Here is a 23628-nt window from a genome sequence, read left to right on the forward strand (position 1 = left end):
GTCTCTGGGCAGTACATCTAGCGCAGGGGCCGTCGTCCGGATGACCGGTGTCGACGTCGTGCGGGGTGAGACCCACCTGCTGCGCGGCGTCGACTGGCAGGTGGAGGACGACCACCGGTGGGTGGTGCTGGGCCCCAACGGGGCGGGGAAGACGACGCTGCTGCAGCTGGCCGCCGCGCTGCTGCACCCCACCCGGGGCGAGGTGCGGCTGCTCGGGGAGACGCTCGGTGCGGTCGACGTCTTCGAGCTGCGGCCGCGCATCGGGCTCACCAGCGCGTCCCTGGCGCAGCGGATCAGCCCGTCGGAGACGACCGGCGACATCGTCGTCTCCGCCGGCTACGCCGTCGTCGGCCGGGGTCGCGAGCGCTACGACGTCCACGACCTCACCCGCGCCGGCATCCTCATGGAGCAGTGGGGCGTGGCGCAGTTCGCGCACCGGCCCTTCGGCACGCTGAGCGAGGGCGAGCGCAAGCGCGCCCAGATCGCCCGCGCGCTCATGCCCGACCCCGAGCTGCTGCTGCTCGACGAGCCGGGTGCGGGGCTGGACCTCGGCGGCCGGGAGGACCTCGTGGCCCGGCTGTCCGACCTCGCGCGCTACAGCTACGCGCCGGCGCAGGTGCTGGTCACGCACCACGTCGAGGAGATCCCGCCCGGCTACGACCACGCCCTGCTGCTGCGCGGGGGAGAGGTGGTGGCGGCCGGAGCCGCGGACGACGTCCTGACCGCGGCGAACCTGTCGGACACGTTCGGGCTGCCCCTGGAGCTCACCCGCACCGACGGCCGCTTCGCCGCCCGCCGCGCTCGCTAAGGTTCGAGGCATGCCCGACTTCGTGACGCTGCAGGTGGAGGACGGGGTGGGCACGATCCGCCTCGACCGCCCGAAGATGAACGCGATCGACGAGCAGCTCCACCTCGAGGTGCGCGCCGCCGCGGTCGAGGCGGGAGAGCGCGACGACGTCCGCGCCGTCGTCATCTACGGCGGGGAGCGGGTGTTCGCCGCCGGGGCCGACATCAAGGCCATGTCGCAGCTCGACGCCGCCGGCATGCGGACGTGGGGCACGGAGCTGCAGGACTCGTTCCGGGCCGTCGCGGGGCTCGCCAAGCCGGTGATCGCCGCGATCACCGGCTACGCCCTCGGTGGCGGGTACGAGCTGGCGCTGTGCGCCGACTTCCGGGTGCTCGGCACGAAGGCGAAGATCGGGCAGCCCGAGATCCTGCTGGGCGTCATCCCGGGCGCCGGCGGAACCCAGCGGCTGGCCCGCCTGGTCGGCCCGGCCAAGGCCAAGGACCTCGTCTTCACCGGCCGGCACGTCGGTGCCGAGGAGGCGCTCGAGATCGGCCTGGCCGACGCCGTCGTCCCGGACGCCGAGGTGTACGAGACCGCGCTGGCGATGGCCCGCAAGTTCGCCGCCGGCCCTCCGCTGGCGCTGGCCGCCGCCAAGCGGGCGATCGACCAGGGGCTCGACCTGCCCCTCGACGAGGCGCTGACGCTGGAGACCCGGCTGTTCGCCGAGCTCTTCGACACCGAGGACCAGAAGACCGGCATGACCTCGTTCCTCGAGAACGGGCCCGGCAAGGCCACGTTCACCGGCCGCTGAGCAGGCGGGCGTGAGCGACGTCGTCGACAGGTCCGACCCGGCCGGCCGGGCGTGGGTCGACCGGGCCGTCGCGACCGTCGAGGCCGATGCCCGGCGCAGCGCCGACACGCACCTGCTCGCCTATCCGCTGCCGCCCGAGTGGGGCATCGACCTGTACCTCAAGGACGAGTCGACCCACCCGACCGGCAGCCTCAAGCACCGGCTCGCGCGCTCGCTGTTCCTCTACGGGTTGTGCTCGGGGCAGATCAGCGAGGGCAGCACCGTCGTGGAGGCCTCCAGCGGCTCGACGGCGGTGAGCGAGGCCTACTTCGCCCGGATGCTCGGCCTCCCGTTCGTCGCGGTCATGCCGCGCTCGACCAGCCGGGAGAAGGTCGCGCTCATCGAGTTCCACGGGGGCGTGTGCCACTTCGTGGACCGGGCCTCGGACATGTACGACGAGGCGCGCCGGCTGGCCGCCGAGTGCGGCGGCCACTACCTCGACCAGTTCACCTACGCCGAGCGGGCGACCGACTGGCGGGGCAACAACAACATCGCCGAGTCGATCTTCGAGCAGCTCTCCGCCGAGCGGCACCCGGTGCCCGAGTGGGTGGTCGTGGGTGCGGGCACGGGCGGCACGAGCGCCACGATCGGCCGGTACCTGCGCTACCGACGCCACCGCACCCGGCTGGCCGTCGTCGACCCGGAGAACTCGGCCTTCTTCCCCGGCTACGAGGCCGGGGAGCCGGACCGGACCACGGGCACGCCGTCGCGGATCGAGGGCATCGGCCGCCCGCGGGTGGAGCCCTCGTTCGTCCCGACGATCGTCGACCGGATGATCCGGGTGCCCGACGCCGCCTCGCTGGCGGCGGTGCGCCACCTGGAGACGACGACCGGCCGGCGGGCCGGCGGCTCGACCGGGACCAACCTGTGGGGCGCGTTCTCGCTGGTGGCCGAGATGCTCGCCGCCGGGCGCAGCGGCAGCGTGGTCACCCTGCTGTGCGACGGCGGGGAGCGCTACGCGCACACGTACTACTCCGACGCGTGGGTGGCGGCGCAGGGTCTCGACCTCGCTCCGCACGCCGCCACGCTGCGGCGATTCGCCGAGACGGGGCGGTGGGAGGAGGCCGCGTGACGTGGCTCACCCAGCCCTGGTGCGGCGACTCGTCTACCTGCAAGTAACCTCGCAGTCCGGAGCTGGGCGGGCCGACTGCCCGCACCCCCTGACCCCGTCGCGGAGGTAGGTCTGACGATGAACATCGTCGTGCTGGTCAAGCAGGTCCCCGATTCCGGGAGCGAGCGCAAGATGGACCCGGCGGACAACACCGTCGACCGCGCCGCCGCGGACAACGTCGTCAACGAGATCGACGAGTACGCCATCGAGGAGGCGCTCCAGGTGCGCGACCGGGAGGGCGGCGAGGTCACCGTCCTCACCGTCGGCCCGGACGGCGCCACCGACGCCATCCGCAAGGCGCTGTCGATGGGCGCCGACAAGGCCGTGCACGTCTCCGACGACGCCATCAAGGGCTCGGACGCCGTGCAGATCAGCGCCGTCCTGGCCGGCGCGCTGCAGCAGCTGGAGTACGACCTCATCATCTGCGGCGCCGAGGCGACCGACAGCCAGATGAGCGTCATGCCGGCCCTGCTCGCCGAGCGGCTCGGCCTCCCGCAGCTCTCCGGTGCGCGCAAGCTCACCGTCGAGGGCGGCGTGGCCAAGATCGAGCGGCAGACCGACGGCGGCTACTGGGCCGTCGAGGCGCCGCTGCCGGCGATCGTCTCCACCTGGGACACGATCAACGAGCCGCGCTACCCCTCGTTCAAGGGGATCATGGCCGCCAAGAAGAAGCCGGTCGAGACCAAGACGCTGGCCGACATCGGCGTCGATGCCTCGGCCGTCGGGCTGGCCAACGCCACCACCCAGGTCCTCGACTTCGCCGGCCGCCCGCCCAAGGGCGAGGGCGTCAAGGTCACCGACGAGGGCGACGGCGCGCAGCAGTTCGTCGACTACCTCGCCAGCCAGAAGATCGTCTGAGTACGGCCCGGTTCCACAGACCGATTGCAGAGGAGAGCAACTAGTTATGGCAGAGGTCCTGGTCCTGGCCGAGCTCGACCCGGCAGGCGGCGGAGTCCGCAAGACCACCCTGGAGGCCCTCACCGCGGCGCGCGCGCTCGGTGAGCCGTCGGCCGTCGTCATCGCCGCCCCCGGCACCGCCGCGGGCGTGAAGGACAAGCTGGCCGAGTACGGCGCGGCCACCGTCTACGTCGCCGAGGCCCCCGAGATCGACGAGTTCCTCGTCGCCCCGAAGGCCGAGGTGCTGGCCCAGCTCGTCGGAGAGAAGTCCCCGGCCGCCGTCGTCATCCCCTCCTCGCCCGAGGGCAAGGAGATCGCCGCCCGCCTGGCGCTCAAGACCGGCAGCGGCTTCCTGACCGACGTCACCGAGATCGCCGAGGACGGCACCGCGACGCAGGTCGCGTTCGCCGGCGCCGTGATCGTGCACTCGAAGGTCACCACCGGCACCCCGATCTACACCCTGCGCGGCAACTCGGTCGCCGCCGAGCCGGCTCCGGCCGCGGGCGCCGAGCAGGCCGTGTCGGTGTCGATCTCCGACGCCGCCAAGGGCGCCAAGGTGACCGACCGGGTCGTCGAGCAGAAGAGCAGCCGCCCCGAACTCACCGAGGCCGGCATCGTGGTCTCCGGTGGCCGTGGCGTCGCCAGCGCCGAGAACTTCTCGATCATCGAGGCGCTGGCCGACTCGCTCGGTGCCGCCGTCGGCGCCTCGCGTGCCGCCGTCGACTCCGGCTTCTACCCGCACAGCTTCCAGGTGGGGCAGACCGGCAAGACCGTCTCCCCGCAGCTGTACGTGGCCGTCGGCATCTCCGGTGCCATCCAGCACCGCGCCGGCATGCAGACGTCGAAGACGATCGTCGCCATCAACAAGGACCCGGAGGCGCCGATCTTCGAGCTCGCCGACTTCGGTGTCATCGGTGACCTCAACACCGTCGTCCCGCAGGCCACCGAGCTGATCCAGGCCCGGAAGTAACGGCCCGCAGCACGGCCGGTCGTCGAGCGCCGGTCCCCGTACGGGGACCGGCGCTCGACGCATTTCCCGGGGGAAACCGGTGCCACGGAGCGGGAAGCACCGGGGCGACCGCGCGGTTGGGCGCTGCGTGGGAATGTCGGGCTCGCGGGCGAGCATCTGGGACGCGGACCACCGTCGGGCGACGGTCGGACTGCTCACCCTCATCACCCTGGTCGCCTTCGAGGCGATGGCCGTCGGGACGGCGATGCCGACCGCGGTCGACGAGCTCGACGGCGTCGCCTGGTACGCCTGGACGTTCAGCGCCTTCCTCGTGGCGTCGGTGGTCGGCATGGTCATCGGCGGCGAGGTGGGCGACCGGCGGCCACCGCGGCCCGGCGTGCTGACCGGGGTGGCGCTGTTCGCCGCCGGCCTGCTGATCGCCGGGCTCGCCCAGAGCATGGCGGTGCTCGTGCTGGGCCGGGCGGTGCAGGGCCTGGGCGCCGGCATCGTGATCGTGCTGCTGTACGTCATCGCCGGGCAGGCGTTCTCCTCCGAGCTCCGCCCGCGGCTGTTCGGTGCCTTCGCGGCGGGCTGGGTGCTGCCCGCGCTGCTCGGGCCGCTGGCCTCCGGGGTGGTGACCACGCACATCGGCTGGCGTGCGGTCTTCCTCGGGCTGCTGCCCCTCGTCGGCGCCGGGCTGGCGATGCTGGTCAGCGCCGGACCGGGCCACGCCCCCGATCCGGACGCCGTCCGTGCCCGGTCGAGCAACGTCCCCTGGGCCCTGCTGGCCGGGGCCGGCATCGCCCTCTGCCTGTACGCCATGCAGCGCCTCGACCTCGTCGCCGCCGGGCCGGCCGTCGTGGGTGCCGTGGCGCTGGCCGCCGGACTGCGGCGGTTGCTGCCCCGCGGCACCGTCCGCGCGCGGCCTGGCATCCCGGCCGTGATCGCGAGCCGGGGGCTGCTCGCCGGTGCCTTCTTCGGCATGGACGCGCTGCTGCCGTTCGTGCTCACCGAGCAGCACGGCTGGAGCGCCTCGACCGCCGGGCTGCCGCTCACCGCGGGGGCCGTCGGCTGGGTGACCGCGGCCCAGCTGCAGAGCCGCCTCTCGACGATGCCGCGGCCACGGGTGCTGCGGGCGGGTTTCGTGGTGCTCGCCCTGGGGCTCGCCGCGACCGCCACCGTCGCGGTACCGGCCCTGGGCGGGTGGACGACCTACCTCACCTGGGCGGTGGCGGGCATCGGCATGGGGCTGGGCATGCCGAGCGTCGGCGTCCTGCTGCTCGACCAGTCGTCCGAGGCCGAGCGGGGCGCGAACTCCGCGGCCTTCCAGATCTCCGACGTCACCGCGTCGGCGCTGTGCGTCGGCCTGGCCGGCGTGCTGGTGGCCGCGGCGGCCGACGGCGGCGGTGCCCTGTGGGCAGCGGTGCTCACCGCGGTCGCCGTCCTCACCCTGCCCGCGCTCGTGGGCGTGGGGGTGGCCGGTCGCACGGTGCCCGCGGACCAGGGCGCCCCGGCGCCCGCGACTACCCTGGCGGCGACATGACCTACCTGGACCACGCGGCGACGACCCCGGTGCTGCCCGAGGTGCTCGCGGCGATGACCGAGCAGCTGGGCCGCGTCGGCAACGCCTCCTCGCTGCACGCCAGCGGCCGGGACGCCCGCCGGGTGGCCGAGCAGTCGCGCGAGCGGCTGGCCGAGGCGCTGGGCGCCCGCCCGTCGGAGGTGCTGTTCACCGGCGGGGGCACCGAGAGCGACAACCTCGCGGTCAAGGGGCTGTTCTGGGCCCGGCGCGCGGGTGACGCGCAGCGGCGGCGGCTCGTGGTCAGCCCGGCCGAGCACCACGCCGTGCTCGACAGCGTCGAGTGGCTGGTGAAGCACGACGGCGCCGAGGTCACCTGGCTGCCGATCGACACCGCCGGGCGGGTGCACCCCGAGGCGCTGGCCGACGCGCTCGGCGACGGACGCGACGTGGCGCTCGTCAGCGTCATGTGGGCGAACAACGAGATCGGCACCGTCAGCGACCTCGCCGCGCTGGCCGCGGTCGCGCACGCCGTCGGGGTGCCGCTGCACACCGACGCCGTCCAGGCCGTGGGCCAGGTGCCGGTCGACTTCGCCGCCAGCGGGGTGGACGCCCTCACCATGACCGGGCACAAGCTCGGCGGCCCGATGGGCGCCGGCGCGCTGCTGCTGCGCCGGGACGTCGAGTGCACGCCGCTGCTGCACGGTGGCGGCCAGGAGCGCGACGTCAGGTCGGGCACCCTCGACGTCGCGGCCATCGTGGGGCTGGCCACCGCCGCGGTCAGCGCCGTCACCACGCGCGAGGACCGGGTCGCCCGGCTGGCCGCGCTGCGCGACAGGCTGGTGGCCGGGATCACCGAGCAGGTGCCCGACGCGCAGCTCAACGGCGCTCCGGTGGACGACGTCGTCGCCGGGGGGCCGGGGCGGCTGCCCGGCAACGCGCACCTGTCTTTCCCGGGGGCCGAGGGCGACGCGCTGCTCATGCTGCTCGACGCGAAGGGCATCGAGTGCTCGACCGGCTCGGCCTGCAGTGCCGGGGTGGCCCGGCCCAGCCACGTGCTGCTGGCCGTCGGCGCCGACGCCGAGCGGGCGCGCAGCTCCCTGCGGTTCAGCCTCGGTCACACCTCCGCCGACACCGACGTCGACGCCGTCCTCGAGGTCATCGGGCCGGTCGTGGAGCGGGCCCGCCGGGCAGGGCTGGGCCGGCGATGAGGGTCCTCGCCGCGATGAGCGGGGGAGTGGACTCCGCCGTCGCCGCCGCGCTGGCCGTCGATGCCGGCCACGACGTCACCGGGGTGCACCTGGCGCTGTCGCAGAACCGGCAGACGCTGCGCAGCGGCTCCCGCGGCTGCTGCAGCGTCGAGGACTCGCACGACGCCCGCCGGGTGGCCGACGAGCTGGGCATCCCGTTCTACGTGTGGGACATGGCCGACAGGTTCACCGAGGACGTCGTCGACGACTTCGTCGCCGAGTACGCGGCGGGCCGCACCCCGAACCCGTGCCTGCGCTGCAACGAGAAGATCAAGTTCTCCGCGGTCCTGGACCGCGCGCGGGCGCTCGGCTTCGACGCCGTCGTGACCGGCCACCACGCGCGGCTGGCCGACGGCGAGCTGCGCCGCTCGGTGGACGCCGGCAAGGACCAGTCCTACGTGCTGGGGGTGCTCACCGGTGAGCAGCTGGCCGCGGCGATGTTCCCGCTGGGCGGCATGACGAAGGACCGCGTCCGGGAGATCGCGGCCGAGCGCGGGTTCGCCGTCGCCGCCAAGCCGGACTCGCACGACATCTGCTTCATCCCCGACGGCGACACCCGTGGCTTCCTCGCGCGCAGGCTGGGCAGCCGGCCGGGGCCGGTCGTGGACGCGGCCACCGGGGCGACGGTGGGTGAGCACGACGGGACGTACGGCTTCACCGTGGGCCAGCGGAAGGGCCTGGGCGTGAGCGCCGGGGACTCGCGTCCGCGTTACGTCCTGGGTATCGAGCCGGTGTCGCGGACCGTCACGATCGGGACGGCCGAGCTGGCCTCGGTCGAGGAGGTGCGCACCGGGGCACCCACGTGGACAGGTGCCGCGCCGGCCCTGCCGATCCGCTGCGAGGTGCAGCTGCGCGCGCACGGCAGCCCGGTCGCCTGCGAGGTCAGCGGCACCGAGGACGGCGGCCTGCGCATCGCCCTGGCCGCGCCGCAGCGCGGGGTCGCTCCGGGGCAGTCCGCCGTCCTCTACGAGCCGGACGCCGAGCGCGGGGACCGGGTGCTCGGCCAGGCGGCCGTGGCAGCCGCTTCGTGACGTCGCTCGCCGGCCCCGCCACCGGGGTCGGGTCGCTGCCCGGGACCGACCCGGTCGAGGCGGTGCGCCTGGTCACCGGGGAGCTGCCGGAGTTCGCCCACGTGCCGGAGCTGCCCGGACGCGGCGCCGGCGCCGACATGATCGGCCGCACGGGGGCGCTCCTCGTGGACCTGGCCGTCGAGCTGACACCGGCGGGGTGGTGCCTGGTGCCCCGGTCGGGGATGGACCAGCGCCGGGCGGCCGATTTCCTGGCCCGCGACCTCGACGCGCTGACCGACGTCGCCGGCTCCTACAGCGGACCGCTCAAGGTGCAGGCCGCGGGCCCGTTCACCCTGGCCGCCTCCCTGGAGCGGACGCGCGGGGAGCGGGCGATCGTCGACGCGGGGGCGCGGCGTGATCTCGGGCAGTCCCTGGTCGAGGGGCTGGCCGCGCACGTGGCGGAGGTGGCGGCGCGGGTGCCCGGTGCGCAGGTCGTGGTGCAGCTCGACGAGCCGTCGGTGCCCGCCGTCCTGCAGGGCGCGCTGCCGACGGTGAGCGGCTTCGGCAAGCTGCCGGCGCTCGCGGCCGACACGGTGGAGCAGGAGCTGCGGGCGGTGGTCGAGGCGCTGCCGGAGCCGGTCGTCGTGCACTGCTGCGCGCCCCGCACCCCGCTGCGGCTGTTCCGGGCGGCAGGTGCCGCGGGGCTGTCGTTCGACCTCGGGCTGGTGCAGGACCTCGACGCGGTCGGCGAGGCCGTCGACGCCGGTGTCCACCTGGTGCTGGGCGTGGTGCCCGGCACCGACGCGACGCTGCCGGAGCCGAAGGCGACCGCCTCACGGGTGCAGGGGTGGTGGCGCGAGCTGGGTTTCCCTCCGGACCAGCTGCCCGAGGCGGTCACCCTCACGCCGGCGTGCGGCCTGGCCGGCGCGACTCCGGCCTACGCGCGGGCGGCCATGACCCACCTCCGCGAGGCGGCGAAGTACCTGCGTCCCGAGTGAGCCGAGCGGGTGACGGCCGGTTCGGCGTCGTACCCGCCGGATACCGTTCCGCCGTGAGCACCGACGCCGCCGATCTCGTCGAGCCGTCCGTCACGCCCGTGGCCGACCAGGAGGACCTCACGGAGGTCCCCGACGACGCCCGGACGCGGCACCGCGACCTCTCCGAGGAGCTGGACCGCTACGCGTTCGCGTACTACGTCCGCGACGAGCCGCTGGTGAGCGACGGCCAGTACGACGAGCTCATGGGCGAGCTCAAGGCGCTGGAGGCGGCGCACCCGGCCCTGGTGACGCCGGACTCGCCCAGCCAGAAGGTGAACGGCGGGTTCGCCGCCACGTTCGCGCCGGTCGAGCACATCGAGCGCATGCAGTCGCTCGACAACGCCTTCTCCAGCGACGAGCTGTCCGCGTGGGCGGCGCGGGTCGAGCGCGAGGTCGGCGCCGGCGCCCGGTACCTGTGCGAGCTGAAGATCGACGGCCTCGCCGTCGCGCTGCTCTACGAGCGCGGGCGGCTGGTCCGCGCGGCGACCCGGGGCGACGGCGTCACGGGGGAGGACGTCACTGCCAACGTGCGCACGATGGACGACGTCCCGCACCGGCTGACCGGCGACGACCTCCCAGAGCGGCTCGAGGTCCGCGGCGAGATCTACTTCCCGGTCGAGGCGTTCGCCGACCTGAACGCGGCGATGGTGGAGCAGGGGAAGGCGCCGTTCGCCAATCCCCGCAACGCGGCGGCCGGCTCGCTGCGGCAGAAGGATCCCAAGGTCACCGCGACCCGTCCGCTGCGGCTGATCGTCCACGGCATCGGCGTGCACGACGGCTGGCAACCGGAGTTCCAGTCGCAGGCATACGACCGGCTGCGGGAACTCGGACTGCCGGTGAGCGGCCGGTACGAGGTCGTCGACGACCTCGAGGGCGTGTGGACCTACATCGAGCGGTACCGCGAACAGCGGCACTCGGTCGAGCACGAGATCGACGGCGTCGTCGTCAAGGTCGACCAGGTGGCGCTGCAGCGCCGGCTGGGCTCGACGTCCCGCGCGCCGCGGTGGGCGATCGCGTTCAAGTACCCGCCGGAGGAGGCGACGACGAAGCTCCTCGACATCCGGGTGAACGTCGGCCGCACCGGGCGGGTCACCCCGTTCGCGTACATGGAGCCGGTGAAGGTGGCCGGGTCGACCGTGCAGCTGGCGACGCTGCACAACGCGAGCGAGGTGCGGCGCAAGGGCGTGCTGATCGGGGACACCGTCGTCATCCGCAAGGCCGGCGACGTCATCCCCGAGGTGCTCGGTCCGGTAGCCGCGGCTCGGGACGGCTCCGAGCGCGAGTTCGAGATGCCCACCCACTGCCCGGAGTGCGGCACCGAGCTGCGGCCGGAGAAGGAGGGCGATGCCGACATCCGCTGCCCGAACTCCCGGTCCTGCCCGGCGCAGCTGCGGGAGCGGCTGTTCCACGTCGCCGGGCGAGGAGCGTTCGACATCGAGAACCTCGGCTACGAGGCCGCGACGTCGCTGCTGGTGAACGGGTTGCTGCAGGACGAGGGCGACCTGTTCTTCCTCGACGCCGAGAAGCTCGAGCGGTCGGACTTCTACACGAAGAAGGACGGCTCGCTGTCGGCCAACGGGCAGAAGCTGCTGTCCAACCTGCAGACCCGCAAGGACGTCCCGCTGTGGCGGGTGCTGGTGGCGCTGTCGATCCGGCACGTCGGACCCACGGCCGCGCAGGCACTGGCCCGCGACTTCCGCTCGCTCGACCGGATCGCGGAGGCGAGCGAGGAGGAGCTCGCCGCCGCCGACGGGGTGGGCCCGACCATCGCGCGGTCGATCCGCGACTGGTTCGCCGTCGACTGGCACCGCGAGGTCGTCGAGAAGTGGCGCCGGGCCGGCGTGCGGATGGCCGACGAGGGCGAGGACGCTGGTCCGGGTCCGCTGACCGGGGTCACGGTCGTGGTGACCGGGTCGCTGCGGGACTACAGCCGCGACCAGGCCACCGCCGCCATCCAGGAGCGTGGCGGCAAGGTCACCGGGTCGGTGTCGAAGAAGACCGGTTTCGTGGTGGTCGGCGCCGATCCGGGGAGCAAGTACGACAAGGCGGTGCAGGTGAAGGCACCGATCCTCGACGACGACGGCTTCCAGGTGCTGCTCGAGCAGGGCCCGGACGCCGCCCGCGAGGTCGCGACCATCGGCGATGGCTCTGAGTGAGGGTCGCCGCAGGGTGACCGTCCGGCCCTTCGGCTCGGGTGATCTGCCCCGCCTGCTGCTCGGCGCCCGACCGCGTGACCGGTTCCACCATCGAGAGCGGGCCCGGATGCACGAGCGCGGCGAGGCGACCTACCTCATCGCCTGGGACGGCGACGTGCCGTGTGGTCGGGTGTCGCTGTTCCACCGCTCGAAGTACGAGCGGGTCCGCGAGGTGCTGGGCGACATCCCGGAGATCAACGCGCTGGAGGCCACGTCACGCGGAGTTGGTATCGGGTCGCGGCTCATCGCGTCGGCGGAGGAGAGCGCGCGGACGCTGGGGGCAACTCGGATGGGCCTTGCGGTCGAGCACGGGAACGGGGGCGCACGCCGTCTGTACGAGCGACTCGGATACGTCGAGTGGGAGCACGGCGACGTCGTCGACCGCTGGGTGGAGCGCGATGGCGACGGCACGGTCGTCCGTGAACACGCCGACCTGTGTAGCTACCTCGTCCGAAGACTCACGTAGGACGGGAAGGGGGCTCCCGACCGTTCAGCCGGCCACGGGTCTGACGCCGCGCACCGTGGCGGTGGCGACGGCGCTTGCGACGACGTGTCCGTCGGCGTCCTCGAGCTCGCCGGCGAGGAAGGCGACCGTGCCACCGCGCCGCACCACGCGTCCCCGGCCGATCAGCGTCCCGGGCCCCGCCGGCCGGAGGAACTGGACCTGCAGGTTGGTCGTCGGCGCCCACTCGTCGGGTCCGAGAGTCGCCACGAGGGCAGGACCCATCGTGTCGTCGAGCATCGCCGCGAGCATGCCGCCCTGGACGTTCCCCGCCGGGTTGAGGAACTCCGGGGTCGCCGTGAACTCCACGTCGATGGTCATGGCTTCGAGGTCCACGTGTCGAAGACGAAAGCCGAGAAGCCGGGCGATCGGCGGCGGCTCCGCCCGCCCCTCCACGACGTCCCAGAACGGTCCGGTCGGCATGCGGCGCAAGCTAGCCCCGGGTTCCGACACTTCCGAAGCCCTCCTCCCATCACGTGCACCGGGAGGAGGCCGCTCGATCAGTAGGGCGGTGGCTCGGTGGTGGCGGTCAGGCCGCTGGGTGTGGTGACGGTGAGGGTGCCGTCACCGGTGAGGTCGTAGGCCCAGCCGGGTGCCTGGTGCTTGCCGCGGTGGTCGCCGGTGCAGAAGCCGGTGAGGTTGGCGGCGCTGGTCGGCCCGTGTGGCCAGGGGGTGTGGTGGTCGAGTTCGCCTCGGGACACGGGGCGGCGGCAGCCGGGGAAGCGGCAGCGGTTGTCGCGGGCGCGTAGGTAGCGGTCGAGGGCTGTGGCGGGGCGGTAGCCGTCGGTGGGCGGTGGTGGGCCGAGGCCGGGCCGGTCGGTGAGGTCGTGGTGGCACTGCTCGGGTTTGCGGTGGCAGGGCGGGCGGCCGCAGTGGGCTCGGCGGCGGAGTTCGCGGGCGTCGGTGAGGGCGAGCAGGGCGCCGGTGAGTTCGTCGACGACGGCGATGCGGGGCCGGTCGACCAGCCCACCGCCGGCGGTGCGGTCGAGCAGGGCGGCGAGTTCGGCGCGCTGCTGAGCGGTGGCGGCGTGCAGGGCGTCGAGGTCGGTGGCGGCGGTGTCGATGCGGTGGGCGCCGGTGGCTTGGGCGGCGTGTTCGTCGGCGCGTTCGTCCAGCCACGCCCGCCCGGCGGCGGCGGAGGCGCGGCGGACCGCCTGGTCCAGGTCCAGCAGCACCCGGCCGGCCTGCTCGACGGCGGCGCGCGCCGCGGCGCGCACGCCCTCGGCCCTCGGAGCAGTCGTGGTCGTGGCAACCGGCGATTCGGAGTCGTCGGCTGCCGACCGGGCCGGAGCCGGGGCGGGTTCCGGTGCGGTGGGTTGACCGTCGTCGTCGCTGGGCTGGGTGCCGTGCTCGGCGTGCCGTCGGGCTTCCTGGTCCCACCAGCGTTGCTGGACCTCCGGGGGCGGGTCGTCCTCGCCGCCCCACACGCCGGCCAGGGCGCGGGCGTCGAGTTCGGCTTCCCACCGGTCGAAGTCCGCGCGCACCTGCTCGGGCCAGGTGTCGTCGGGCCGCCCGCCCGGGTCCACGAACGGCACCGGCTGCGGGCCCGGGACCTGCGTCTCATCCGCGGGGTCCGCGGAGGTGGCCGCCGCGGCGGCGGTCGGGGTGAGCAGTCCCAGCGCCCGGGCCAGGGCACGGACCATCTCCGCGGGCACCGTGTCGCCGCCGACCTGCCCGGGTGCGCTGCCGCCGAGCAGGGCGCGGACGCCGGCGACCAGGGTCAGCTGCGCCTGCACCGGCGGCAGCTGCGATTCACCCGGCCGCAGCACCAGGTCCAGCAGGATGTCGGCCATCTTCTGCCCACGGGTGCGGCCATCGGCGGGGTCGTCGGGCAGCGCGTCGGCGTACCGGCCCAGCGCGTCGACCAGCGCCTGCGCCTCCGGCGCGGTCAGCAGCGCTTCGAGCACCGCCATCCCGGCCCGCCGGTCCCGGCGCACCCACACGCCGCGGGACCGCAGCGCGGCCACCAGGTCCTCGGCCTCCTGCTTCGGGTCGCGCCCCAGCCCCATCCGCCGCAGCTTGTCGGCCAGCTGCGGCGGTGTGGTGATCTCCCGGCGCGCCGCCCGAGCGGCCACCCAGGCCAGCACGTCGCGCTCCAACTTCGCCCGCTTCGCGTCGTCGGCGATGACCGCCACCCGTTCCCGCAGCGCCCACAGGTGCCCGGGGTGCAGCAGCCCGCACTCCAGCGCCTCCAGCGTGCCCGGCAGCCGGGTCACCAGCGTCAACGACCGCTCCAGATCGAGTCCGGCGGCCGGCTTGCTCACCGCCAGCGCGATCGACAGCTCCGGCACCGCCCATTCGCTCACCTCGGCCAGCACCTGCGGGCGGGCGGCGCGCCGCTCGGCGCTCATCGCCCCCGGCTCCCCGGGCTGCCGATCGGCCGACACCGGCCGGGCCGCGGCGAACTCCGCCACCGCCCGCGCCCGTGCCGCGGTCAGCCGGGCGATCTCCCGATCCAGCTCCTGCACCACACCCAGCGGCCCCGACGCCCACCCCGCCACCGGGGCATCCGTGGCGGCGACGGTCGTCGGGCTGTCCATGTGCTCGATCGTATGTTCGACCGCCGACAGTTTCCGGCCCTCGGCAGGCTCAGCGCGAGAAATCAGTTCGGTCCGTCCGTGATCGCCCGGCCAGGTCGCGATCGGTCGGTCAGGTGCGGCCCGGGCGACGCTGCAGCGACCTCACCCGTCCGTGTCCCGCTGGCATGCGAGACAGGGAGCGGTCAGACCGGGAGCCGTCAGACCGGGAGCCGTCAGGCCGGCGGAAGCTGCTTCACGGTCGCCGCGATGCCCAGCAGGTGCACCAGCCGCAGCAGCTCCGACCGGCGGAACGCCGGCCCGCCCGACCGGCCCACGATCACCGCGCAGGCGTCCCCGCCGTAGGGCGCGGCCATCATCTCGATCGCCATCTCGCGCCAGCGCTCGGGCAGCCACTCCTCGTCGCTGGGCAGCAATCGCGGGGCGCGCAGCGGCATCCAGGGCAGCTCCAGCCCGTCGAACGCCGGCGCCGCGTCCGACGCGGCTCGCACCTCCCACGAGCCGTCGGGACTCCGGTCGAGCAGCACCGCCCACCCGCTGTGGAAGACCCGTGGCAGCTCCGCGGCCAGCAGCTTCTCGGCCAGCAGCTTCTGGGCCCCGTCGCCGGCACGGGCCAGCGTGTCGAGCAGGTCCAGTTCGCGGTGGGTGTCCAGTGCCCCGGTGAAGGGGCGCAGCGACTCCACCACCACGTCCGGGATGCTCTGCGCCACGGTGATGAGGCTGTCGGGGAGCCGGCTCGGCGGCAGCTCGACGACGAGATCGTCGACGGCCACGCCGTTGCCCCGTTCGAGCACGTCCAGCGACACGATGTCGATGCCGGCCTCACCCAGCGCGGTCGCGACCGCGCCCAGGACACCGGGGCGGTCGGGGACGACCAGGCGCAGGAGATGGGACACGGTTCCTCCGGGTGCGTCCTCGGGTGGCCGATCTCCGTTGATCGCGGGCGTCCGCCCAGCGTCTCACGGTGGTGATCGGCGAAGTGGCCCCACGTACAGTGACCGGGTCAGTCCGGCGTCCCCGTTGGGTTCCGACCGGACCGCCGACACCCTGGAGTGGAGTTCCGTCCCGCATGAGCACGCCGTCCCCGGAGGACCGACTCACCCGTGACGAGGTGGCCCACCTGGCCCACCTCGCGCGCCTGGCCGTGACCGACGAGGAGCTCGACCTCTTCGCCGGTCAGCTGGCGGCCGTGCTCGACGCGGTGGCCCAGGTCGGCAAGGCCGACGTCGCGGACGTCGCCCCGACGACGCACGCCGTCCCGATGACCAACGTCTTCCGCGAGGACGTCGCCCGTCCCGGCCTGCCGCGCGACGCCGTCCTGGCCGGTGCTCCGGCCGCCGAGGACGGCCGGTTCCGCGTCCCCCGCATCCTGGGGGAGGAGCAGTGAGCGACCTGACCACCGACCTCACCACCACCGACGCCGCCGAGCTCGGCCGGCTGCTCTCCGCCGGCGAGGTCACCGCCGCCGAGGTCACGCGCGCCTACCTCGACCGCATCGAGGCGGAGGACGGCGAGCTCGGCGCCTACCTGCACGTCGACGCCGAAGCCGCGCTGCGCACCGCCGAGCAGGTGGACGCCGCCCGCGCGAACGGCGACGAGCTCGGCCCGCTGGCCGGGATCCCGCTCGCCCTCAAGGACGTCGTCGTCACCGAGGGCGTGCCCACCACCAGCGGCTCCACGATCCTCGAGGGCTGGCGTCCGCCCTACGACGCCACGGTCGCGGCCCGCCTGAAGGCGGCCGGCACCGTCCTGCTCGGCAAGACCAACATGGACGAGTTCGCGATGGGTTCCTCCACCGAGAACTCCGCCTACCAGGTCACCCGCAACCCCTGGGACGCCGACCGCATCCCCGGCGGCTCCTCCGGCGGCTCCTCGGCCGCGGTCGCCGCCGGGCTGGCCCCCTGGGCCATCGGCACCGACACCGGCGGTTCGATCCGCCAGCCGGCCGCCGTCACCGGCCTGGTCGGCCACAAGCCCACCTACGGCTCGGTCTCCCGCTACGGCCTCATCGCCTTCTCGAGCAGCCTCGACCAGGCCGGCCCGATGACGCGGACGGTCCTGGACGCGGCCCTGCTGCACGAGGCGATCGCCGGCCACGACCCGCTCGACTCCACCAGCATCGCCGCCGGCGTCCCCGTCCTCGCCGAGGCGGCCCGCCGCGGCGCCGAGGGCGAGCTCGCCGGTCTCAAGGTCGGCGTCGTCACCGAGCTCGGCGGCGACGGCCACACCGACGGCTACGAGCCCGGCGTGCTGAGCGCGTTCGCCGAGGCGGTCGCCCTGCTGGAGAGCCTGGGCGCGGAGGTGCGGCAGGTCTCCTGCCCGGCCTTCGACCTCGCGCTGCCGGCCTACTACCTGATCGCCCCGAGCGAGGCGTCGTCCAACCTGGCCCGCTTCGACGGCGTCCGGTACGGCTTGCGCGCCGGGGACGACGGCGACCGCGACCTCGACGAGGTCATGGCGCTCACCCGCGAGCAGGGCTTCGGCCCCGAGGTCAAGCGCCGCATCATCCTCGGCACCTATGCGCTCTCGAGCGGCTATTACGACGCCTACTACGGGCAGGCGCAGAAGGTTCGCACGCTGATCACCCGCGACTTCACCAGCGCCTGGGACGACGTCGACGTGCTGGTCAGCCCCACCAGCCCGACCGTCGCCTGGCCGATCGGGGCGCGGGTGGACGACCCGATCGCCATGTACGCCGCCGACCTGTGCACCCTGCCGGCCAGCCTCGCCGGCGTCCCGGCCATCTCGGTGCCCTGCGGGCTCTCCGAGGGCCTGCCCGTCGGCTTCCAGGTCGTGGCGCCGGCGCTGGCCGACGACCGCTGCTACCGGGTCGCCGCGGCGCTCGAGGCAGCCCAGGACGCCGCCCGGGGCGCCCGCTTCCTCGACCAGCTCGCCGGAGGTGCCGCGTGAGCGGGCCGCTCAAGGCCGCCTGGGGCCTCACCGCGTTCGTCGTCCTCGCCGGCCTGGTCGGCTGGCTGGTCACCGACCGCGCGATCTTCGCCGTCTTCCTCGTCCTCGGCGTGCTGACCGCCGTCGGCGCCGTGGTCACCGGTCGCCTGGAGCGCGCCGCCGATCGGCCCGACGCCCCGAAGGAGGGCCCCACCCCGTGAGCACCGCCACCGCCGACCGGCTCGTCGACTTCGACGAGGTCCTCACCCGCTACGAGCCGGTGATCGGTCTGGAGACCCACGTCGAGCTCGGCACGGCGTCGAAGATGTTCTGCGGCTGCCCGACGACGTTCGGCGCGGAGCCCAACACGCAGACCTGCCCGGTCTGCCTCGGGCTGCCCGGGTCGCTGCCGGTGGCCAACGCCGCGGCGATCGAGTCGACCATCCGCATCGGCCTCGCGCTGGGCTGCCGCATCGCCACCTGGTGCCGCTTCGCCCGGAAGAACTACTTCTACCCGGACATCCCCAAGGGCTTCCAGACGACGCAGTACGACGAGCCGCTGTGCACCGCCGGCCACCTGGACGTCGAGGTGGACGGCGAGACCTACCGGGTCGAGATCGAGCGCGTGCACCTGGAGGAGGACACCGGCAAGAACCTGCACGTCGGTGGCTCCACCGGGCGCATCCACGGCGCCGACCACTCGCTGATCGACTACAACCGCGCCGGCATCCCGCTGGTGGAGATCGTCACCCGGCCCATCGCCGGCGCCGGCGCCAAGGCCCCCGAGGTCGCCAAGGCCTACGTCACCGAGCTGCGGGAGATACTCATCGCGCTCGGCGTCTCCGAGGTGCGCATGGAACAGGGCAACCTGCGCTCGGACGTGAACACCTCGCTCGCTCCGATCGGCAGCCTGGAGTGGGGCACCCGCACCGAGACGAAGAACGTCAACTCGCTGCGGTCGGTGGAGCGGGCGGTCCGCTTCGAGATGCGCCGGCAGGCCGCCGTCCTCGACCAGGGCGGCACGATCCTGCAGGAGACCCGGCACTTCCACGAGGACAGCGGCACCACCTCGCCCGGGCGCAGCAAGGAGGAGGCGACCGACTACCGGTACTTCCCCGAGCCCGACCTCGTGCCCGTCGCGCCCGACGAGCAGTGGGTGGCCTCGCTGCAGGCCGCGCTCCCCGAGCTGCCGGCCGCGCGCCGCGCCCGGCTCTCCGACGAGTGGGGCATCTCGCCGACCGAGATGGCCTGGCTGGTCAACGCCGGCGCCGTCGAGCTGGTCAGCGCCACCGTCGCCGCCGGCGCCTCGCCCGCCGACGCGCGCAAGTGGTGGCTCGGCGAGCTCGCCCGCCGGGCCAACGACGCCGGCGTGGAGCTGGCCGAGCTCGCGGTGACCCCGGCGCAGGTGGCCGAGCTCATCGGGCTCGTCGGCGCCGGCACGATCAACGACCAGCTCGCCCGCCAGGCGCTCGACGGGGTGCTGGCCGGCGAGGGTGACCCGGCGGCCGTCGTCGAGGCCCGCGGACTGGCGGTGATGGGGGAGTCCGACGAGCTGGTCGCCGCCGTCGACGCGGCGATCGAGGCCAACCCCGACGTCGCGGAGAAGGTCCGCGGCGGCAAGGTGCAGGCCATCGGCGCGCTCGTCGGCGCGGTCATGAAGACCACCCGGGGCAAGGCCGACGCCGCCACCGTCAAGCGCATGCTCGAGGAGCGCTTGATCGCCTAGAGCGGCGAGCCGCCTGCCGAGGACGGCGGCTGGATGCGCAGCACCTTGTCGTCGTCCTCCGCGGGGCTCCCGATGCCGTCGCGGTTGGACGTCGTGATCCACAGCGCCCCCTCGGCGTCGGCCACGACGGTCCGCAGCCGGCCGTACCGCCCGCTCAGGAACTCCTCGAGCTCCCCGTCGACCGCGCCGGCCGCGTCCACGGTGACGGCGTGCACCCGCTCGCCGTCCAGCGCGCCGAGGAAGACGCCGTTGCCCAGGACGGCGCAGCCGCCCAGCCCGTCCTCGCCCGGGGGGAACTCCACGACCGGACCGCTCCCACCCGCGTAGTCCCTGCCCTCGGTGAGCGAGTTCAGCTCGTCGGGCCCCTCGCGCGCCGCATCGGCGGCGAACACGCGGTCCTCCTCGCCGACGCACACCGCCGTGACGTCGCGGTGGCCACTGGTGAAGACCGGCCCGGCACCCACCGGGCCGCCGAAGACGTCGACGTGCAGCACCTTGCCCGCCAGCGAGAACGGATCGCTCGCCAGCGCGGGGTCGCCGGTGTCCCCGGTGCCGACGAACAGGTTGCCCGCCGCGTCGAAGACCAGCCCGCCGCCGTTGTGGAACTCGCCGCGGGGGATGCCGGTCACCACGGCGTTCGGCGTCCCGCCGATGGGGAAGCGCACCACCCGGTTGTCGACGGCCGTCGACACGTACGCGTAGAGCAGCCCGTCCTCGAGGATCGTGGGGGAGACGGCGAGGCCGAGCAGTCCGCCGTCGCCGGCGGGGTCGATGCCGGGCACCGTCATCAGCTCGCGGGCGGGGGCGCGGTCCGGGAACACCTGCAGGATCCGGCCGGTGTCCCGCTCACCGACCACCGCGCTCCCGTCGGGCAGCAGCGCCAGCCCCGTGGGGACGGCGAGGCCGGTGGCGACGACGCTGGGGTCGCCCTCCTGCTCCTCGCCGCCGGGCTCCGCCGGCCGGTCGGGGTTCGGCGCGGTGGTCGGCGGCGGGCCGACCTCGGGCGGAGCGCCTTCCGGCAGCGGGCGGAACGGGCCGGAGGGCTCGTAGCCGTCGTTCCCGCAGCCGGCGAGCAGGGCCAGGACCGACGTCAGGGCCAGGAGCAGCGCACCCGCCGACACCCGCCGCATGACGCCCACAGTACGTGCGGGCCGACGCCCGGAGAGCGGGTGCGCCTAGTGTCAGCGGGCGTGACCGAACCGCTGCTGGGCCCCGACGAGGTGCTCGACGTCCTGGTCCCTTCCCGTGCGCTGGCCGCCGCCGCCGAGTCGGTCTCGCCACGCGTCCGCGCCCACCGCTGGGCACCGGCCGACGGCCCGCCCACCGGGGACGCCGCCCGGTCGAAGGTGTGGGTGCCCCGCTCGGGCGGCGCACCGTTCCCCGACGAGGAGTTCTTCGCCGCGCTGCCCGACCTGCGCGTCGTGCAGCTGCTCAGCGCCGGTGCGGAGCGCTTCGCGGGACGGCTGCCCGAGGGGGTCGCGCTCTGCAACGCCCGCGGCGCGCACACCCCCGCCACGGCCGAGTGGGCCGTCGCGGCCACGCTCGCCGCCCAGCGCGGGCTGCCCTTCTTCGTCCGCGAGCAGGACGCCGGCCGTTGGACGCCGCGCACGCACCACTCCGTCGTCGGCGCCAGCGTCCTGGTCGTCGGGGCCGGCGACATCGGCCGGACGATCGGCCGGATGCTCGCCGGCTTCGACGTCGAGCTCACCTACGTCGCCCGCACCGCCCGCGACGGCGTGCACCCGACCAGCGCCCTGCCCGACCTGCTGCCCGACGCCGACGTCGTGGTCGTCATCGTGCCGGTGACAGACGAGACGATCGGCCTGGTCGACGCCGAGTTCCTCGCCGCGATGAAGGACGACGCACTGCTGGTGAACGCCGCCCGCGGGGTCGTCGTCGACACCGACGCGCTGCTCGCCGAGCTGACCGCCGGCCGGCTGCGCGCCGCGCTCGACGTCACCGAGCCCGAGCCGCTGCCCGAGGGGCACCCGCTCTGGCAGGCGCCCAACCTGCTGCTCACCCCGCACGTGGGCGGGGACATCCCGGGCACGAACGAGCGCGCCGCCGCGGCGGTGACCGAGCAGCTCCGGCGGATCCTCGCCGGCGAGCCGCTGGTGAACGTCGTCGGCGACTACTGAACGGGGATCCGGCCCTCCGACGCCAGGCCGATCGCCGGCAGGTCGCGGGCGTGCACCGCGGGCAGCCGCACCTGCGTGCCGCCCGTGGTGACCAGCCAGAGGTCGGCGCGCGGACCGACCCGGATGCCCGCCAGCTCGCTCCACGGCACCGCCCGGCTGCCGACCAGCGAGCGCACGGTGATGCCGTCCTCGCCGATGTCGAAGCCCGTGCGCAGCACCCAGGCCGCCACCACGACCGGCACGAGCAGCAGCAGCAGGAACCAGGGCGAGGCCGCCGTGAGCGTGGTCAGGCAGATGGCGAACGCGAACACCGCCAGCAGCGAGGTGCGGTTCATGCGGAAGCGAGCGGGGGTGTCCACGGACGTCGATCTTCCCAGACCGGGCGGCCGGCCATCCCGGCCGAGGGTCGGCCCCGGTGGGGAACGGCCTAGCATCTCGGCGTGACGATCGGCGAGGACCTCATCCCAGGCAACGACTCGGCCAGCGCGACCCGCAGCCCGCTGAAGCCCCGCAGCTACGAGGTGACCGACGGGGACGCCAAGGCGCCCGCCCGCGCGATGCTGCGCGCCGTCGGCATGGGCGACGAGGACATGACCAAGCCGCAGATCGGCGTCGCCTCGTCGTGGAACGAGATCACCCCGTGCAACCTGTCGCTCGACCGGCTGGCGAAGCGGTCGAAGGAAGGTGTCCGGGCCGCCGGCGGGTTCCCGATGGAGTTCGGCACCATCTCGGTGTCCGACGGCATCTCGATGGGGCACGAGGGCATGCGTGCCTCGCTGGTCTCCCGCGAGGTCATCGCCGACTCGGTCGAGACCGTCATGTTCGCCGAGCGGCTGGACGGCTCGGTGCTGCTCGCGGGTTGCGACAAGTCCCTTCCCGGCATGCTCATGGCCGCCGCCCGCCTGGACCTCGCGAGCGTCTTCCTCTACGCCGGCTCCACGCTGCCCGGCAAGCTCGGTGACCGCGACCTCACGATCATCGACGTCTTCGAGGGTGTCGGCGCCTGCGCCGCCGGGCGGATCACCCGCGACGAGCTCACCGAGATCGAGAAGGCCACCTGCCCCGGCGAGGGCGCCTGCGGCGGCATGTACACCGCCAACACCATGGCCAGCGCGGCCGAGGCCCTCGGCATGAGCCTGCCCGGCAGCGCCGCCCCGCCGGCTCCCGACCGCCGTCGCGACGCCTACGCCGTCGCCTCCGGCGAGGCCGTCGTGAACATGCTCCGCAAGGGCATCACCGCCCGCCAGATCATGACGAGGAAGGCGTTCGAGAACGCCATCACCGTCGTCATGGCGCTCGGCGGCTCCACCAACGCCGTCCTGCACCTCATGGCCATCGCGCACGAGGCGCAGGTCGACCTCACCCTCGAGGACTTCAACCGCATCGGCGACCGCACCCCGCACCTGGCGGACGTGAAGCCCTTCGGCCGCTTCGTCATGACCGACATCGACCGGATCGGCGGCGTCCCGGTCGTGATGCGGGCGCTGCTCGACGCCGGGCTCCTGCACGGCGACGCGCTCACCGTCACCGGGAAGACCATGGCCGAGAACCTGGCCGAGATCGCCCCGCCGGACCCCGACGGCGCGATCATCCACGCGATGGCCGACCCGATCCACCGGACCGGTGGCCTGGTCGTCCTGCGCGGTTCGCTGGCCCCCGAGGGCGCGGTGGTGAAGTCCGCCGGCTTCGACGCCGAGAGCTTCGAGGGCACCGCCCGCGTCTTCGACGGCGAGCAGGGCGCCATGGACGCCGTCACCGAGGGCACGCTGAAGCCCGGCGACGTCGTCGTCATCAGGTACGAGGGCCCGCGCGGCGGGCCCGGGATGCGCGAGATGCTCGCCGTCACCGGCGCGATCAAGGGCGCCGGCCTGGGCAAGGACGTCCTGCTGCTCACCGACGGCAGGTTCTCCGGCGGGACCACGGGCCTGTGCATCGGTCACGTGGCCCCGGAGGCCACCGACGGCGGGCCGATCGCGTTCGTCCGGGACGGCGACCGCATCCGGCTGGACCTGACCACCCGGCAGCTGGACCTGCTGGTGGACGACGAGGAGCTGGCTCGCCGCAAGGAGGGCTGGGAGCCGCTGCCGCCGCGCTACACCACGGGCGTGCTCGGCAAGTACGCCAAGCTGGTCGGATCGGCGGCGCAGGGCGCGATCTGCGGCTGATCGGGGGACCCCCCAAGGGGTGAGCCCGGCCGCGTCCGGCTTGGCCGCGCCCCGCGCCGTGCCGAG

The 23628-nt window shown here is 74.2% G+C and carries 22 protein-coding genes; 17 read left to right on the forward strand and 5 right to left on the reverse strand.

The window, feature by feature from the left end:
* The first annotated feature begins 4 nt into the window (after positions 1–4).
* The 11 genes from A6V29_RS14720 (at position 5) to A6V29_RS14770 (ending at position 12071) form a co-directional block, all read left to right on the forward strand.
* The gene (locus A6V29_RS14720; RefSeq protein ID WP_137161030.1) at positions 5–808 is read left to right on the forward strand and encodes an ATP-binding cassette domain-containing protein; all 804 of its coding nucleotides are present in this window, start codon (positions 5–7) and stop codon (positions 806–808) included.
* 10 nt (positions 809–818) lie between these two features.
* Complete coding sequence (locus A6V29_RS14725; protein ID WP_137160999.1) at positions 819–1598, forward strand: enoyl-CoA hydratase/isomerase family protein; 780 nt, start codon at positions 819–821, stop codon at positions 1596–1598.
* A gap of 10 nt (positions 1599–1608) precedes the next feature.
* Complete coding sequence (cds1, locus tag A6V29_RS14730; protein WP_137161000.1) at positions 1609–2709, forward strand: L-cysteine desulfhydrase Cds1; 1101 nt, start codon at positions 1609–1611, stop codon at positions 2707–2709.
* A 117-nt stretch (positions 2710–2826) separates the two neighbouring features.
* Positions 2827–3606, forward strand: a complete 780-nt coding sequence (locus A6V29_RS14735) for an electron transfer flavoprotein subunit beta/FixA family protein (protein ID WP_137161001.1) — start codon at positions 2827–2829, stop codon at positions 3604–3606.
* A gap of 46 nt (positions 3607–3652) precedes the next feature.
* On the forward strand, positions 3653–4615 hold the full coding sequence (locus A6V29_RS14740) for an electron transfer flavoprotein subunit alpha/FixB family protein (RefSeq protein WP_137161002.1): 963 nt from the start codon (positions 3653–3655) through the stop codon (positions 4613–4615).
* 133 nt (positions 4616–4748) lie between these two features.
* Positions 4749–6137, forward strand: a complete 1389-nt coding sequence (locus tag A6V29_RS14745; protein WP_137161031.1) for an MFS transporter — start codon at positions 4749–4751, stop codon at positions 6135–6137.
* Complete coding sequence (locus A6V29_RS14750; protein ID WP_137161003.1) at positions 6134–7324, forward strand: cysteine desulfurase family protein; 1191 nt, start codon at positions 6134–6136, stop codon at positions 7322–7324. The genes A6V29_RS14745 and A6V29_RS14750 overlap by 4 nt, the downstream gene beginning before the upstream one ends.
* The gene (mnmA, locus tag A6V29_RS14755) at positions 7321–8394 is read left to right on the forward strand and encodes a tRNA 2-thiouridine(34) synthase MnmA (RefSeq protein WP_137161004.1); all 1074 of its coding nucleotides are present in this window, start codon (positions 7321–7323) and stop codon (positions 8392–8394) included. The genes A6V29_RS14750 and mnmA overlap by 4 nt, the downstream gene beginning before the upstream one ends.
* The gene (locus A6V29_RS14760) at positions 8391–9371 is read left to right on the forward strand and encodes a methionine synthase (RefSeq protein WP_137161005.1); all 981 of its coding nucleotides are present in this window, start codon (positions 8391–8393) and stop codon (positions 9369–9371) included. Before mnmA ends, A6V29_RS14760 begins: the two co-directional genes overlap by 4 nt.
* Before the next feature lie 53 nt (positions 9372–9424).
* Positions 9425–11566, forward strand: coding sequence for an NAD-dependent DNA ligase LigA (gene ligA / locus A6V29_RS14765; protein WP_137161006.1), 2142 nt, complete (start codon positions 9425–9427; stop codon positions 11564–11566).
* A 13-nt stretch (positions 11567–11579) separates the two neighbouring features.
* Entirely contained in the window at positions 11580–12071 is a 492-nt protein-coding gene (locus tag A6V29_RS14770) for a GNAT family N-acetyltransferase (RefSeq protein WP_170977881.1), read from the forward strand.
* Positions 12072–12095: 24 nt separating this feature from the next.
* Here the strand turns inward: A6V29_RS14770 and A6V29_RS14775 are convergent, their stop codons facing one another.
* The 3 genes from A6V29_RS14775 to A6V29_RS14785 all read right to left on the reverse strand — a co-directional run bounded on the left by A6V29_RS14775 (position 12096) and on the right by A6V29_RS14785 (position 15540).
* On the reverse strand, positions 12096–12530 hold the full coding sequence (locus tag A6V29_RS14775) for a PaaI family thioesterase (RefSeq protein ID WP_137161008.1): 435 nt from the start codon (positions 12528–12530) through the stop codon (positions 12096–12098).
* 77 nt (positions 12531–12607) lie between these two features.
* The gene (locus A6V29_RS14780) at positions 12608–14647 is read right to left on the reverse strand and encodes an HNH endonuclease signature motif containing protein (protein WP_137161009.1); all 2040 of its coding nucleotides are present in this window, start codon (positions 14645–14647) and stop codon (positions 12608–12610) included.
* A gap of 212 nt (positions 14648–14859) precedes the next feature.
* On the reverse strand, positions 14860–15540 hold the full coding sequence (locus A6V29_RS14785) for an ACT domain-containing protein (protein ID WP_137161010.1): 681 nt from the start codon (positions 15538–15540) through the stop codon (positions 14860–14862).
* 173 nt (positions 15541–15713) lie between these two features.
* Here A6V29_RS14785 and gatC point away from each other — a divergent pair, with 173 nt between their 5' ends.
* The 4 genes from gatC to gatB are packed head-to-tail and all read left to right on the forward strand — an operon-like array spanning position 15714 to position 19259.
* The gene (gene gatC, locus A6V29_RS14790) at positions 15714–16031 is read left to right on the forward strand and encodes an Asp-tRNA(Asn)/Glu-tRNA(Gln) amidotransferase subunit GatC (protein WP_137161011.1); all 318 of its coding nucleotides are present in this window, start codon (positions 15714–15716) and stop codon (positions 16029–16031) included.
* Positions 16028–17554: an Asp-tRNA(Asn)/Glu-tRNA(Gln) amidotransferase subunit GatA gene (gatA, locus tag A6V29_RS14795; protein WP_212719417.1), complete on the forward strand. Its 1527-nt coding sequence runs from the start codon at positions 16028–16030 to the stop codon at positions 17552–17554. Before gatC ends, gatA begins: the two co-directional genes overlap by 4 nt.
* A complete protein-coding gene (locus A6V29_RS14800; protein WP_137161012.1) occupies positions 17551–17754 on the forward strand; it encodes a hypothetical protein in 204 nt (67 codons plus the stop codon). Before gatA ends, A6V29_RS14800 begins: the two co-directional genes overlap by 4 nt.
* Positions 17751–19259: an Asp-tRNA(Asn)/Glu-tRNA(Gln) amidotransferase subunit GatB gene (gene gatB / locus A6V29_RS14805; protein WP_137161013.1), complete on the forward strand. Its 1509-nt coding sequence runs from the start codon at positions 17751–17753 to the stop codon at positions 19257–19259. Before A6V29_RS14800 ends, gatB begins: the two co-directional genes overlap by 4 nt.
* On the opposite strand, the gene A6V29_RS14810 is transcribed toward gatB, so the two are convergent.
* Positions 19256–20389, reverse strand: a complete 1134-nt coding sequence (locus A6V29_RS14810) for a PQQ-dependent sugar dehydrogenase (protein WP_137161014.1) — start codon at positions 20387–20389, stop codon at positions 19256–19258. The genes gatB and A6V29_RS14810 overlap by 4 nt on opposite strands.
* Before the next feature lie 60 nt (positions 20390–20449).
* On the opposite strand from A6V29_RS14810, the gene A6V29_RS14815 reads away from it, so the two are divergent.
* Positions 20450–21397, forward strand: a complete 948-nt coding sequence (locus A6V29_RS14815; RefSeq protein ID WP_212719419.1) for a 2-hydroxyacid dehydrogenase — start codon at positions 20450–20452, stop codon at positions 21395–21397.
* On the opposite strand, the gene A6V29_RS14820 is transcribed toward A6V29_RS14815, so the two are convergent.
* Complete coding sequence (locus A6V29_RS14820) at positions 21391–21756, reverse strand: PH domain-containing protein (RefSeq protein WP_249933251.1); 366 nt, start codon at positions 21754–21756, stop codon at positions 21391–21393. The genes A6V29_RS14815 and A6V29_RS14820 overlap by 7 nt on opposite strands.
* Positions 21757–21837: 81 nt before the next feature.
* Here A6V29_RS14820 and ilvD point away from each other — a divergent pair, with 81 nt between their 5' ends.
* Positions 21838–23562 carry a dihydroxy-acid dehydratase gene (gene ilvD / locus A6V29_RS14825; protein ID WP_137161016.1) on the forward strand — a complete coding sequence of 575 codons (1725 nt, stop codon included), beginning with the start codon at positions 21838–21840 and terminating at the stop codon, positions 23560–23562.
* Positions 23563–23628 lie beyond the last annotated feature (66 nt).

This window comes from Blastococcus sp. CCUG 61487, assembly GCF_005222955.1.
GTDB lineage: Bacteria > Actinomycetota > Actinomycetes > Mycobacteriales > Geodermatophilaceae > Blastococcus.